This window comes from Streptomyces sp. NPDC126499, from assembly GCF_040302485.1.
Lineage (GTDB): Bacteria > Actinomycetota > Actinomycetes > Streptomycetales > Streptomycetaceae > Streptomyces.
Map to the genome: position 1 here is coordinate 1 of NZ_JBEOUO010000046.1, position 12,510 is coordinate 12,510.

Below are 12,510 nucleotides of genomic sequence, written 5' to 3' on the forward strand. Positions count from 1 at the left end.
CGGCTCGTCGCCAGCACCGTCACCCCCGGACACCGCGCCAGCAACACCTCCACCAGCTCCGCCGCCGCCCCCACCACATGCTCACAGTTGTCGAGCAGCAGGAGCATCCGGCGCCCGGCGCAGTGGTCGACGAGGCGGCCCGTCGGGTCCTCGCCGAGGCGCAGTTCCTCCGCGCCCGCGCCGCGCAGCACGGTCTCGCGGGCGCCGACCGCGCCGAGGACGGCCTCGGTGACGGCTTCGGGGTCCCTGACCGGGGCGAGTTCGGCGAGCCAGACACCGTCCGGCCACGCGCCGCCGACCGCCTCGGCGGCTTCGGCCGCCTCCTGCGAGAGCCGGGTCTTCCCGGCGCCGCCGGGGCCGAGGAGGGTGACCAGGCGCGCGGTGCGCAGGTCGTCGCGGAGGGCGGCGATGTCGTCCTCGCGGCCGACGAAGCTGGTGAGCCGGGCGCGCAGATTGCCCACCGGCCGCCCTGCCTTCGGCGGCTGCGGGGCCCCGGGCGCCGTCGCGTCCAGCAACTCGGCGTGCAGCTTCTGGAGTTCGGGGGACGGATCCGCGCCCAGACGCTCGGCGAGCACGCGGCGGACCGTGTCGTACGCGGCCAGCGCCTCGGCCGGGCGGCCCGCGTCCCGCAGGGCGCGCAGCCGCAGTGCCTGGAGGGGTTCGTCCAGCGGGTGGTCCACGCACAGGGCGTCGAGCTCGGGCAGCACCGCGGTGGCCTCGCCCAGCGCGAGGGCGGCGGTCAGCCGGGCCCGGCGGGCGTCGAGCCGGCGGGCCTCCCAGCGGGCGGCCTCGGCCTCGCGGTCGGGAAGGTCGGCGAGCGCCGGGCCCTTCCACAGGGCGAGGGCCTCGTCGAGCAGCCCGGCCGCCCGGCCGGGCCGGTCCGCGTCCAGCTCCCGCAGCCCCTCGGCGGCGAGCCGTGCGAAACGGTGCGCGTCGACGTCGTCGGGCGCGGCGGCCAGCCGGTAGCCGCCCTCGGTGGACAGCACCCGCTCGCGGCCGAGGGCCCGGCGCAGCCGGCCCACCAGCGCCTGGAGCGCGGCGACGGCGTCGGCCGGCGGCTCGGCGCCCCACACATCGTCGACGAGCACCCCGACGGGCACGGACCGGCCGGCCCGCAGCGCGAGCACGGTCAGCAGCGCGCGCACCCGCGGCCCGCCGACGCCCACGGCGGTGCCTTCTGACGTGTGGGCCCGGGTGGGGCCGAGGACCGAATAGCGCACGGGCCCCATTCTCCGTGAGACGGGAGGGAGCGCGTTCGCGGGGAACCGGCGACCGGACCGGCGACCGGGCCGGGGACGGGGCCGGGCCCGTACCCCCGCCGGGCCAGGGCCCCAAGGCCCGCCCGGTCCAGAGGCTCGTACCCGCGCGGGCCCAGGGCCCGCGCCCCAGCCCGTAACCCGCTCCCCTAAGCGGTGCCGCGGGTACCCGCCTCAGGAACCCGTACCGCCGCCCGGTACGTTTCCCGCACACACGCACACGCGCACACAGTCACCCACACGCACACACACCACCGTCGACCGTCGCCACGCCGCCGCCCCGGGGAGCCCCGCATGTCCACGACCACCTCTCGCCACGACGAGCGGCGGATCAGCCCCGTCTTCCTGGCGATCCTCGCGGTCATGGCCGTCACCGGCTGGGCCGTGTGGACCGACTTCGCTGCCTCCCCCGGCCTGGCCGTCTTCCTCTTCGTGACCTCGGCCTGGATCGTCTCGCTCTGTCTCCACGAGTACGCCCACGCCCGCACCGCCCTGCACGGCGGGGACATCACGGTCGGTGCCCGCGGCTATCTGACCCTCAACCCGCTCGCGTACACGCACGCGGTGCTGAGCATCATCCTGCCCGTGCTCTTCGTGATCATGGGCGGCATCGGTCTGCCGGGCGGCGCGGTCTTCATCGACCAGGCCCGGATCCGGGGCCGCTGGAAGCACAGTCTGATCTCCGCGGCCGGCCCGCTCACCAACGTCCTGTTCGCCGTCGTCTGCACGGCGCCGTTCTGGCTCGGCGCCCTCGACGGCGTGCCGGACGTCTTCCGGTACGCGCTCGCCTTCCTGGCGTTCCTCCAGGTGACGGCGGCCCTGCTGAACTTCCTGCCAGTGCCGGGCCTGGACGGCTACGGGGTGATCGAGCCCTGGCTGTCGTACCGGATCAAGCGGCAGATCGAGCCGTACGCGCCCTACGGCTTCTTCGTCGTCATCGCGCTGCTCTTCGTGCCGGCGGTCAACGGCGCCTTCTTCGACGCGATCGACGCGCTGATGCGGGCGCTGGGCGTGCCGGAGCTGTCGCGCTACTGCGGCTCGAACCTCTACCGGTTCTGGCAGGACCAGCCAGAGATCTGCGCGGTCTAGGACCGGAGATCCGCGCGGTCTAGGAGGTGGTGCGGCCGCGCTTCACGTAGTACCAGGCCATGTTCGAGGAGAGGCCGGCGAACAGCACCCACACGACGCCCAGCCAGCTGCCCTGGGCGAAGGAGACGACGGCCGCCACGACGGCGAGGGCGCAGACGGCGAGGGCGTAGAGGGCAAGGCGGGGCATGGGGGTCGGCTCCTGTCCGGTACCGGTACGGCTGGTGGTGCCCGTCCAGTGTCCCCCATGCCCCTTTCGCAACCGTTACCGGCTCCGCCCCGGGATCAGACGTCGGTGACGCGCAGGCCCGCGTGGGCCTTGTAGCGGCGGTTCACCGAGATCAGGTTGGCGACCAGGGCCTCCACCTGGTGGGCGTTGCGCAGCCGGCCCGCGAAGACCCCCCGCATGCCGGGGATGCGTCCGGCGAGGGCCTGCACGATCTCGACGTCGGCGCGGACCTCGCCGAGCACCATCACGTCGGTGTCGATCTCGTCGATCGAGGCGTCCTGGAGGAGGACCGCCGACAGGTGGTGGAAGGCGGCGGTGACCCGCGAGTCCGGGAGCAGCGCGGCGGCCTGCTCGGCGGCGGAGCCCTCCTCCGGCTTGAGCGCGTAGGCGCCCTTCTTGTCGAAGCCGAGCGGGTTGACGCAGTCCACGACGATCTTGCCGGCGAGTTCCTCGCGCAGCGACTCCAGCGTCTTGGCGTGCCCGTCCCACGGGACGGCGACGATGACGACGTCGCTGCGGCGGGCGCACTCGGCGTTGTCGGCGCCCTCGACGCCGAGGCCGAGCTCGGCGGCCGCGGCCTGCGCGCGGTCGGCGGCGCGGGAGCCGATGATCACCTTCTGGCCGGCCTTGGCGAGCCGGTAGGCGAGACCGCGGCCCTGGTCGCCGGTGCCGCCGAGGACGCCGACGACGAGTCCGGAGACGTCGGGGAGGTCCCACGGGTCCTTGGGGGCGGCGGCCTGAGCCTGGGATTCGGGGGTGGAGGAAGTCATGGCCCCGACATTACTGGCCGGTCGGCTACGTGACGCCCGTACGGGTGAGTCCGCGTCGAACGCCGGTCTGCGCGGGCCTGTCCGGGGCACCATGCGGCTCCATGGACGCCGTTCGTGTCGCACTGCTGCGTGAGGTCCTCGCCGGTACGGAGTGGCCGGCCGCCGCCCGCCGCTTCGCGGGCTCGCTGCGCTCCTCCGTCGTCTCGCACGGCGGCGGGCTGCTGCTCGTCGGGACGGAGGAGTACGAGCCGTGGCACCTGGCCGCGCACCTCGTGGACGAGTCGGCCTGGTCGGGCCGGCCCGAGCTGGCCCCGACCCTGGTCCGGCACCGGGCGCGGCCGGGCGATCCGGCGCATCTGGCGGTCGGTCTCGGCAGGATCGAGTCGGCCGGGCGCGGAGAGACGCTGCTGATGGTCGCGCCCTCCCGGCCCGACGAGGGCCTCCTCGAACGGGTCCATGACGCCCGCCGCGCGGGCGCCACGGTCCTTTCCCTGGACGCCGGCGACACCGAGCTCCGCGGCCTCGCCCACGAGACGCTGACGGTACCGGCGGACGCGGAGGTCGACCTCGACACCGTCCAGCACCTGGTGAGCGCGGCGACCGGTGAGAACTGTCTGCCGCCCGTGCCCCGGGGCCGGCTGACCCTGCGCGACCGGCTCTCCCGCCTCGCGGACCACCTGACGGCACCGCCCCCGGCCCGGTGGTGAGGGCCCCGTAATTCGGTTGCCGCGCGCGCACGGGCGAGCCGAGCATGGCCCCTCGTGAACCGCCTCGCCCGTCTGCTGCCCGATCTCGCGCCCTGGCGCTCCTCCGCCGACTTCCGGCTGCTGTGGGTGCAGGGGCTCGTCACCGTCTTCGCGTCGTTCATGGCGCTCGTGGCGCTGCCGCTGCAGATCAAGGAGCTGACCGGCTCGCCGTTCGCCGTCGGGGTGATGGGGGCCGTGGAGCTCGTGCCGCTGGTGGTGTTCGGGCTGTACGGCGGGGCGCTCGCGGACGCGGTGGACCGGCGGAAGGTGATCGTCGCGACCGAGGCGGGGCTCGGCCTGCTGGCCCTGGTCCTGCTCGTGAACGCGCTGCTGCCGAGTCCGCTGCTGTGGCCGCTGTACGTGGTCGCCGCCGGGGTCTCGGCTCTCGCGGGGCTCCAGCGGCCGGCGCTGGACTCGCTGCTGGCCCGGATCGTGCCGCACGAGCAGCAGACGGCGGCCGCCGCGCTGAACTCGCTGCGCTGGCAGCTCGGCTCCATCGCGGGCCCCGCGCTGGCGGGTCTGGTGGTGGCGTACGTGGGGCACGCGGCGGCCTACGGGGTGACGCTGGGCGGCTACGCCCTGTCCGTGCTGCTGTGCCGGGGGCTCTCGCCCGCACCACCCGCGCACGACGCCGACAAGCCGTCGCTGCGCGGCATCGCCGAGGGCGCGCGGTACGCGTGGTCGCGGCCGGTGCTGCTCGGCACGTACGCGATCGATCTGGCGGCGATGTTCTTCGCCTTCCCGAACGCGGTCTTCCCGTTCCTCGCCGACGACCTGGACGCCGAATGGTCGCTCGGGCTGATGTACGCGGCCGGGTCGGTGGGCTCGCTCGTGCTCGGGATGACGAGCGGCTGGACCTCGCGGGTGCGGCGGCACGGTCTGCTGGTGGTGGCCGGGGCGACCGGCTGGGGGCTCGCCGTCGCGGCGGCCGGCTGGTTCGCGAACGTGTGGCTGGTGCTGCTGTGCCTGGCCGTCGCGGGCGCCGGCGACATGCTGAGCGGGCTCGGCCGCTCCACGATCTGGAACCAGACGATCCCGGAGGAGCTGCGCGGGCGGCTCGCGGGCATCGAGGTGCTGTCGTACAGCGTCGGCCCACAGCTCGGGCAGCTCCGGGCCGGTGGGGTGGCCGGCTGGACGGGGACCCGGGCGGCGGTCTGGTCCGGTGGCGTGGCGTGCGTGGCCTCGGTGGGGCTGCTGTGCCTCGCGCTGCCGAAGCTGCTCGCGTACGACGCCACGACGGACGAGGACGCCCTGCGGCGCAGGGCCCAGCAGGACGCCGCTCAGCGCGAGGACCGGCGGGATGCCGGGCGGGATGCCGGGCGGGAGGCCCGCCGGCCGTCGGCCTGACGCGCCCCGGACCCGGGCCGCGACATGGTCCGACGTCCAGCCCCGGCCCCACCCCGCTCTCTAGTCCGGCGTCTCGTCCTGGCCCGGCCTGTCGTGCCAGCGCGGGTCCGTCTCCCACTCCAGGTTCCGCTCCTTCGCGGTGTCCATGGCGCGGGCGGCCTCCTCACGGCTGGCGTAGGGGCCGAAACGGTTCTTCGCCGGGCACTCGGGGCCCTCCTCGACCTTCTGGTGCTGCAGGCAGTAGTACCACTCGCCCGGCTTGCCCGCCGTACGCCTCTTGAACAGGGCCATCCTCGGCTCCTTCCTCCGTCACCATGCTGCCCCAGACGCGGTCGTTAGACTCGCTGACATGTCTGGCCAGTCGCTTCTCGTACCGGGGGAGCTCTCCCCCCACCGTTCCGTTCCGGGGTCCATCCGCCGCCCCGAGTACGTCGGAAAGCCCGCTCCCACGCCGTACTCCGGCCCCGAGGTGCAGGACTCCGACACCATCGAGCGGATGCGGATCGCCGGCCGCATCGCCGCGCGGGCGATGGAGGAGGCCGCCAAGCACATCGCGCCGGGTGTCACCACGGACGAGCTGGACCGGGTCGCCCACGAGTACATGTGCGACCACGGGGCCTACCCCTCCACGCTCGGCTACCGGGGCTTCCCGAAGTCGCTGTGCTCCTCGGTCAACGAGGTCATCTGCCACGGCATCCCCGACTCCACCGTCCTGAAGGACGGCGACATCGTGAACCTGGACGTCACGGCGTACATCCACGGCGTCCACGGCGACAACAACGCCACCTACCTCTGCGGCGACGTCGACGAGGAGTCCCGGCTGCTCGTCGAGCGGACCCGGGAGTCCCTGAACCGGGCGATCAAGGCGGTCAAGCCGGGCCGCCAGGTCAACATCATCGGCCGGGTCATCGAGTCGTACGCCAAGCGCTTCGGCTACGGCGTCGTGCGGGACTTCACGGGGCACGGCATCAACTCGTCCTTCCACTCCGGGCTGATCATTCCCCACTACGACTCCCCGCACCACACCACGGTCATGCAGCCGGGCATGACCTTCACGATCGAGCCGATGCTGACGCTCGGCACGCACGAGTACGACATGTGGGACGACGGCTGGACCGTGGTGACCAAGGACCGCAAGCGGACCGCGCAGTTCGAGCACACGCTCGTGGTGACGGAGACCGGGGCCGAGATCCTGACGTTGCCCTGACGCCCCGGAGGGGTAGCGTTTTACCGACAGGCAGTCGGGAACCATTGACTTAGGTATGCCTAAGTCGGCAGGATCGACCTGGTTCCCGACCCCCTACGGTCCCGGAGGCACGCCTTGGACACGGTGGACACGCCGGACACGCCCTTCTCGACGCTCATCCGCACCGCCTCGCACGAGCAGCACACGGAAGCGGAGTCGTCGACGTTCATGAGCGACCTCCTCGGCGGACGCCTGGCCGTCGACGCCTACGCCCGCTACACGGAGCAGCTCTGGTTCGTGTACCGGGCCCTGGAGGACGGCGCGGAGGCCCTGCGGAGCGACCCGGTCGCGGGGCCCTTCATACGGCCGGAGCTGTTCCGCACGGCCGCCCTGGAGCAGGACCTCGCCCATCTGCGCGGCCCCGGCTGGCGTGCGGGGCTCTCCGCCCTGCCCGCGACCCAGGCGTACGCGGCGCGGGTCGCCGAGTGCGCCCGCGACTGGCCCGCCGGTTATGTGGCCCACCACTACACCCGCTACCTCGGGGATCTGTCGGGCGGTCAGATCATCCGCGACAAGGCCGAGCGGACCTGGGGCTTCGCGCGCAAGGGCGACGGCGTCCGGTTCTACGTCTTCGACGCGATCTCCAACCCGGCCGCCTTCAAGCGGACCTATCGGGAGCTGCTTGACCGGGTGAACGCCGACGACCTGGAGAAGCAGCGGATCGTCGACGAGTGCAAGCGGGCCTTCGACTTCAACGGGGCCGTGTTCCGCGAGCTGGCCGCCGAGTTCCCGCTCAGCGCCGCCTGAGGTCAGAGGGCGACGGTCGCGGGGCGGCAGTCACAGGGCGACAGTCACAGGGCGGGGGTCACGAGGCGACGGCCAGGGCGAGGGTCACACGGGCGAGGCCCCCAGGGCATGGATCACAGGGCGAAGGTCCGCTCCAGGCGGACGCGGCCGCCGAGTTCGACGATGCCGTCGGGGCCGGGGGCGGTGAGCAGCTGCGAGCCCCGGCCCTGGGTGATGTTGAGGGCCCGGCCCAGGTGCGCCGTCAGCAGCAGCGCCGCCGCGCCCGTCGCCTCGTCCTCGTCGATGCCGTCGCCGCGCCCGGGGAAGGCCCGTGCCCGTACGCGGCCCGCGGCCTCCTCTTCCCAGGCCCAGGCGTAGATCCACGTCCCGGGCTCGGGGACCGCCAGGGCCTCGACCTCGGCGGCCGAGCCGTACTGGCGCAGGGTGCGCGGCGGGGCCCACTCGGCGCGGGCCTCGATCCAGGTGAACTCGCCGTCGCCGCGCACCCACACCTCCCCGGCCGGCGGGCAGATCACCTCCAGGTCGAGCAGCCAGGCCGCGCCGACCAGCGGGTGCCCGGCGAAGGGCAGCCGGAGGCCGGGCGTGTAGATGTCGACGGTCCCGCGTTCCGGGTCGTCCACGAACACGGTCTCGCTGAAGCCGAGTTCCTTGGCGAGCGCCTGCCGGGCGGCCTCGTCGGGGTACCCGCGCCCGTCGCGTACGACACCGAGGGCGTTGCCGTGGCGGCCGTCGCCGGCGCAGAAGACCCGCAGGACGTCGATGTCAGTCGTGTTCATGGCGGAATTCAAGCATCCAGGCGTCCCCTTCGGCTGGTCCGCCGGGAATCGGCCGGGCACGCGCGCGGGCATGGCGCCTGCCGGGCGGCCTCCGTCCTGTCCGCGAGGAGGACCGGTCGGCCGCCCTGGCGGAGCGGCATCCGGTGACCGTCGGTCATCTCCACGCGCGGGCCCGGGAGTCGGGGCGGGCCGTCGTCGGTGAGGAAGAGCGACCCGGACGGGGTGTCTCGGCGCACGGCCCGCATGCCAGGGGGTGGTGCCTCGACACAGGTCACGGTGTGGACGCGCTATCCGATCCCGGCGCTCGCGCTCTTCGCGGCCCCGGTAGGGTCGGGTCCGTCCAAGCGGGTGGAGAATCCGTCCCGGCGGGTGGAGAAGCAGAAGGCGACCGAGACCGATGAGAAGGCTGAGGCGAGCGGTCAGGCGGAGGCGAGCGGCCGACACGCTCCTCGCCGCGGCGACCGCGTCCCTGCTGGCGCTGACCGCGAGCGGGTGCGTGACGGTGCACGGCGAGCGGGAGTTGATCCCGGCGGCGACACAGACCGAGGCCCAGCAGGCCCTCAAGGACTTCACGGACGCCTTCAACCGGGCCGACAAGGCGTACGACCCGGCGCTCGACGCGGAGCGGGTCACCGGTGCGCTCGGGGAGATCAACCAGGCGGGTCTCCGGTCCCGCCAGGTGACGAACCCCGGCGGCAACCCGGACCACAAGCCGCTGGAGCTCACCGACCCGACGTTCGTCATACCCCGCAAGGCCGGCTGGCCGCGCTGGTTCGTCGCCGACACCGATTCCAACCGGGACACCGACCAGGGCGCGGGCGACAACCGCTGGGTCCTGGTCTTCCTGAAGGGCAGTGCCGCCGAGCCGTGGGAGGTCGCCTATCTGTCGATCCTCACCCCGGACGAGGTGCCGGCGTTCCGGACCGAGGCGGGGTACGCGGTGCCGGTCGCCCCGGACACCAAGGATCTCGCGGTGGCTCCCGAGGACCTCGGCGAGCGGTACGCGGCCTTCCTGAAGGACGGGCAGGCGGGTCCGTTCGCGGCGGGTCCGCACACCACCGAGTGGCGGGCCGAGCGGAAGAAGGCCGCCAACCGGCCCGGTCTCGTCACCCAGTACGTCGACCAGCCCGAGAGCACCGGGGACTTCGCGCCGCTGGGCCTCGCGACGGAGGACGGCGGGGCGCTGGTCTTCTTCGCCACCCGCTACTACGAGCGGCAGACCGCCGCGCCGGGCTACCGCCCGAAGGTCGGCCCGGACGTGAAGGCCCTGATGACCGGCGAGATCAAGAGCACGGTCACCAAGCGCTGGGTGTCCAGCCAGTCGGTCCTGGTGAAGCCGGCGGGGACGACGGCCGACGCGGTCGTGGTCGTGGGCCGGCTCCAGGGAGTGACGGCGGCGGAGGGCTCGTAGGCCCGCCGGACCGGCGCTCGCTCAGCGGCCAGGCCACTCCGTGGTCGGCGGCCTCGCTCAGCGGCTCGGCGGCCAGGCCCCGTGGTCCGTGGGCCCGCTCAGCGGCTCAGCGGCCAGGCCACCCCGTGGTCCGCGGGCTCGCCCTGCTCCGCCTGTTCGGCCGCGTGGCGGGCGCAGGCGTCGGTGAGGGCCTCCAGGAGGCTCAGCGGCTCGGGCAGGGCGTGCTCGGGGCCCCGGAGCCAGGCGAGGACCGGCTGTGCGCCCTCGTCGCCCGGGAGGCGGGACGGCGGTACGAGGACGTAGCTGCCGCGGCAGTGCCAGCGCAGCCCGGGGTGCTCGTCCATGGTCTCGGGATGGCAGTCCAGCTCGCAGGGCCACCACTCGTCCTCGTCCTCGGGGGTGCCCCGGGTGGCGGTGAAGAAGAGCATGCGGCCCTCGCCGGGCCGGTCCTCCGAGACCCCGGACTCGGCCACCGGCCCGACCTCGACGCCCTCGGCGAGCAGCCGCTCCAGGGCGGCGCGGCCGGCGGCGAGGGGGACGTCGAGGACGTCGTGGACCATGCCGGTGGCGGTGATGAAGTTGGCCTCGGGCTGGTTGCGGGCCCAGCGCTCGATCTGGGCGCGGTCGGTGGTCGACTGGGTCTGCCAGGCGAAGGAGACGGGGTGGCGGGCGGGCGTGGGACAGCCGATCCGCTCGCAGGAACAGCGGTAGCCGACCGGGTAGGCGGCGGGGGCGAGGGGCATCCCCGCGGCGGCGACGGCCAGGAGCGCCTTCTCGCGGTCGTTCTCGATGTCGGCCGCGGTCCGCTTGGGGCGCCTGCGCAGCCACTGTGCGAGTTTGCTCTCCGTGCCGCGGTAGCGGCCGATGCCGTCGCCCATCTATCCCCTCACCTCATGCTCGCCCGTTCGGTCCTACGGGCTCTCCATGGTCCCACCATCCTGCGCCCCGGGTGACCGGAGTCGGGAACCGGGGTCGGTTTCCGGGTCGGTTTCCGGGTCGGGTCCGGGTCGTGTCCGGGTCGGCGGGCGGGCCGGGGCGGCGGTCGGGGGCGTCACGGCCGGGGCGCGAGGCCCCGCAGGACCAGGTCGACCAGGGCGTCCGCGTAGGCGTGGGTGAGCGGCAGGGTGCGGTGCAGCCAGCGGTGGTGGAGGGGGCCGACCAGCAGTTCGATGGCGAGCCGGGGATCGACGTCGGGGTCGGCGTCCCCGGCGGCCTGGGCGGCCTCGATGCGGCGGACGTAGGCCTGGAGCTGGGGTTCCAGGAGCTTGGCGGTGAACTCCGCGCCGAGTGCGGGGTCGACGATGCCCTCGGCGGCGAGCGCGCGGGTGGGGCGGTCGAAGACCGGGTTGTTGAGTTCGTCGACGGTGGCGCGCAGGACGAGCCTGAGGTCGGCGGCGAGGTCTCCGGTGTCGGGGATCTCCGCTCCGGCGTCCTCGGCGCCGACGGCCCGCGCGGCCTGGTCGGCGAGGTCGAGGAAGGCCTCCAGGAGGACGGCGGCCTTGGAGTTGGCGGGCCACCAGCGGTAGATGGTCTGCTTGCCGACGCCGGCGCGGGCGGCGATGCCCTCGACGGTGGTCTTGGCGTAGCCCTGTTCGGAGACGAGCTCGAGGGCGGCGGCGTAGATGGCGCGGCGGGAGCGTTCGCTGCGGCGGGAGGAGTCGGGTGCCTTGGTGTCGGGTGCCTTGGTGTCGGACATCCTTCCACCTTACCAAAGACGAGACGCACCGTCTCGTCACTCTTTCGGGTGGCCGCTCTTCATCCGAACCACCCGAACGGTCCACTGCGCGGCGCGCCCGGAAAGCGGACCATGAGCTCAACGCTCATCGACCGTAGAGGAGCCCTCTTTGCGCACCACTCCGCGCGAGGCCTCGCCCCGCCGTTATCTGATGTGCCCACCCACGCACTTCGAGGTGACGTACTCCATCAACCCCTGGATGGATCCCACCAAGCCGGTCGACCTGCCGCTCGCCCTCGCCCAGTGGGAGGACCTGCGCGACCGCTACCGCGAGCTCGGCCACACCGTCGAGCTGCTCGACCCCGTCCCCGGCCTGCCGGACATGGTCTTCGCCGCGAACGGCGCGACCGTGGTGGACGGCCGGGTGTTCGGCGCCCGGTTCGCCCACCCGGAGCGGACCGGCGAGGCGGCGGTCCACCTCGCCTGGTTCCGCCGGAACGGTTACGCGGAGAGCGACGTACGGGTGCCGGAGCACGTCAACGAGGGCGAGGGCGACTTCGCCGTGACGTCGTCCTGGATCCTGGCCGGCCGCGGCTTCCGCTCCAGCCCGCTCTCGCACGACGAGGCCCAGGAGTTCTTCGGGCGGCCCGTGATCGGCCTGGAGCTGGTGGACCCGCGCTACTACCACCTGGACACGGCCCTGTGCGTCCTGGACGACGCCCGCGACGAGGTCATGTACTTCCCCGACGCCTTCTCCCCCGGCAGCCGCGCCGTCCTCGCGCGGCTCTTCCCCGACGCCCTGCTCGTCCAGGCCGAGGACGCCGCCGTGCTGGGCCTGAACGCGGTGAGCGACGGACGGCACGTGCTGCTCCCGCAGACGGCGGTGGGCCTGTTCGGCCCGCTGCGGGAGCGCGGCTTCGAACCGATCGGGATGGACCTGGGCGAGCTCCTGAAGGGCGGCGGCAGCGTGAAGTGCTGCACCCAGGAGCTGCGGGGCTGACCGGTACGGAAGCTGCGGGGCCGACCGGCGCGGGAGCCGCGGGGCCGACCGGAAGGACGGCCCTCGTCATCCCGGAAGGGCGGCCCTAGGGCCTGTCTTTCGGATCGAGCCCGGCAAGATCCGGAAGACAGGCCCTAGTAGTGCTTCGTTACGTCGGGTGATCTTGCCTGGTGGTGGGCATCTTCCGGCTATGAGGCTGGGGGAGGTGGAACGGCTCCGGG

Annotated in this window: 14 protein-coding genes; 7 read left to right on the forward strand and 7 right to left on the reverse strand. The window is 73.6% G+C overall.

The genetic code is table 11. From position 1 onward, the window contains the following. Positions 1-1,229 (reverse strand): BTAD domain-containing putative transcriptional regulator (locus ABTZ91_RS33785; RefSeq protein WP_352081068.1); only part of this gene is annotated, 1,229 nt, incomplete at its 3' end. Between the two features lie 321 nt (positions 1,230-1,550). On the opposite strand from ABTZ91_RS33785, the gene ABTZ91_RS33790 reads away from it, so the two are divergent. Next, positions 1,551-2,345, forward strand: a complete 795-nt coding sequence (locus ABTZ91_RS33790) for a site-2 protease family protein (RefSeq protein WP_352081069.1) — start codon at positions 1,551-1,553, stop codon at positions 2,343-2,345. Between the two features lie 19 nt (positions 2,346-2,364). Here the strand turns inward: ABTZ91_RS33790 and ABTZ91_RS33795 are convergent, their stop codons facing one another. Together ABTZ91_RS33795 and npdG are read right to left on the reverse strand one after the other, a co-directional pair. Further along, on the reverse strand, positions 2,365-2,532 hold the full coding sequence (locus tag ABTZ91_RS33795) for a hypothetical protein (RefSeq protein WP_345488901.1): 168 nt from the start codon (positions 2,530-2,532) through the stop codon (positions 2,365-2,367). 95 nt (positions 2,533-2,627) lie between these two features. Beyond that, entirely contained in the window at positions 2,628-3,341 is a 714-nt protein-coding gene (npdG, locus tag ABTZ91_RS33800; protein ID WP_352081070.1) for an NADPH-dependent F420 reductase, read from the reverse strand. A 101-nt stretch (positions 3,342-3,442) separates the two neighbouring features. Here npdG and ABTZ91_RS33805 point away from each other — a divergent pair, with 101 nt between their 5' ends. Next, complete coding sequence (locus ABTZ91_RS33805; RefSeq protein ID WP_352081071.1) at positions 3,443-4,048, forward strand: hypothetical protein; 606 nt, start codon at positions 3,443-3,445, stop codon at positions 4,046-4,048. 54 nt (positions 4,049-4,102) lie between these two features. Beyond that, positions 4,103-5,434 carry an MFS transporter gene (locus ABTZ91_RS33810; RefSeq protein WP_352081072.1) on the forward strand — a complete coding sequence of 444 codons (1,332 nt, stop codon included), beginning with the start codon at positions 4,103-4,105 and terminating at the stop codon, positions 5,432-5,434. A gap of 60 nt (positions 5,435-5,494) precedes the next feature. Here ABTZ91_RS33810 and ABTZ91_RS33815 read toward each other — a convergent pair whose 3' ends face one another. Further along, on the reverse strand, positions 5,495-5,725 hold the full coding sequence (locus ABTZ91_RS33815; protein WP_352081073.1) for a hypothetical protein: 231 nt from the start codon (positions 5,723-5,725) through the stop codon (positions 5,495-5,497). Positions 5,726-5,783: 58 nt separating this feature from the next. Here ABTZ91_RS33815 and map point away from each other — a divergent pair, with 58 nt between their 5' ends. After that, entirely contained in the window at positions 5,784-6,641 is an 858-nt protein-coding gene (gene map / locus ABTZ91_RS33820; protein WP_345488891.1) for a type I methionyl aminopeptidase, read from the forward strand. Positions 6,642-6,755: 114 nt separating this feature from the next. After that, positions 6,756-7,427: a biliverdin-producing heme oxygenase gene (locus tag ABTZ91_RS33825; RefSeq protein ID WP_352081074.1), complete on the forward strand. Its 672-nt coding sequence runs from the start codon at positions 6,756-6,758 to the stop codon at positions 7,425-7,427. Positions 7,428-7,540: 113 nt separating this feature from the next. Here the strand turns inward: ABTZ91_RS33825 and ABTZ91_RS33830 are convergent, their stop codons facing one another. Then, complete coding sequence (locus tag ABTZ91_RS33830; RefSeq protein WP_352081075.1) at positions 7,541-8,203, reverse strand: PhzF family phenazine biosynthesis protein; 663 nt, start codon at positions 8,201-8,203, stop codon at positions 7,541-7,543. A 397-nt stretch (positions 8,204-8,600) separates the two neighbouring features. Here ABTZ91_RS33830 and ABTZ91_RS33835 point away from each other — a divergent pair, with 397 nt between their 5' ends. Further along, entirely contained in the window at positions 8,601-9,614 is a 1,014-nt protein-coding gene (locus ABTZ91_RS33835; RefSeq protein ID WP_352081076.1) for a hypothetical protein, read from the forward strand. A 98-nt stretch (positions 9,615-9,712) separates the two neighbouring features. On the opposite strand, the gene ABTZ91_RS33840 is transcribed toward ABTZ91_RS33835, so the two are convergent. Together ABTZ91_RS33840 and ABTZ91_RS33845 are read right to left on the reverse strand one after the other, a co-directional pair. Further along, positions 9,713-10,492, reverse strand: a complete 780-nt coding sequence (locus ABTZ91_RS33840; RefSeq protein ID WP_352081077.1) for a bifunctional DNA primase/polymerase — start codon at positions 10,490-10,492, stop codon at positions 9,713-9,715. A gap of 173 nt (positions 10,493-10,665) precedes the next feature. Beyond that, positions 10,666-11,310, reverse strand: coding sequence for a TetR/AcrR family transcriptional regulator (locus ABTZ91_RS33845; protein WP_352081078.1), 645 nt, complete (start codon positions 11,308-11,310; stop codon positions 10,666-10,668). A 148-nt stretch (positions 11,311-11,458) separates the two neighbouring features. Here ABTZ91_RS33845 and ddaH point away from each other — a divergent pair, with 148 nt between their 5' ends. Next, positions 11,459-12,289, forward strand: a complete 831-nt coding sequence (gene ddaH, locus ABTZ91_RS33850) for a dimethylargininase (RefSeq protein WP_352081079.1) — start codon at positions 11,459-11,461, stop codon at positions 12,287-12,289. The last annotated feature ends 221 nt before the right edge of the window (positions 12,290-12,510 follow it).

Coding starts and splice junctions, on each gene's coding strand:
- ABTZ91_RS33815 (WP_352081073.1), bottom strand. CDS start 5,725: ATGGCCCTGTTCAAGAGGCGTACGGCGGGCAAGCCGGGCGAGTGGTAC.
- ABTZ91_RS33795 (WP_345488901.1), bottom strand. CDS start 2,532: ATGCCCCGCCTTGCCCTCTACGCCCTCGCCGTCTGCGCCCTCGCCGTC.
- ABTZ91_RS33805 (WP_352081071.1), top strand. CDS start 3,443: ATGGACGCCGTTCGTGTCGCACTGCTGCGTGAGGTCCTCGCCGGTACG.
- ABTZ91_RS33835 (WP_352081076.1), top strand. CDS start 8,601: ATGAGAAGGCTGAGGCGAGCGGTCAGGCGGAGGCGAGCGGCCGACACG.
- ABTZ91_RS33845 (WP_352081078.1), bottom strand. CDS start 11,310: ATGTCCGACACCAAGGCACCCGACACCAAGGCACCCGACTCCTCCCGC.
- ABTZ91_RS33790 (WP_352081069.1), top strand. CDS start 1,551: ATGTCCACGACCACCTCTCGCCACGACGAGCGGCGGATCAGCCCCGTC.
- ABTZ91_RS33840 (WP_352081077.1), bottom strand. CDS start 10,492: ATGGGCGACGGCATCGGCCGCTACCGCGGCACGGAGAGCAAACTCGCA.
- npdG (WP_352081070.1), bottom strand. CDS start 3,341: ATGACTTCCTCCACCCCCGAATCCCAGGCTCAGGCCGCCGCCCCCAAG.
- ABTZ91_RS33830 (WP_352081075.1), bottom strand. CDS start 8,203: ATGAACACGACTGACATCGACGTCCTGCGGGTCTTCTGCGCCGGCGAC.
- map (WP_345488891.1), top strand. CDS start 5,784: ATGTCTGGCCAGTCGCTTCTCGTACCGGGGGAGCTCTCCCCCCACCGT.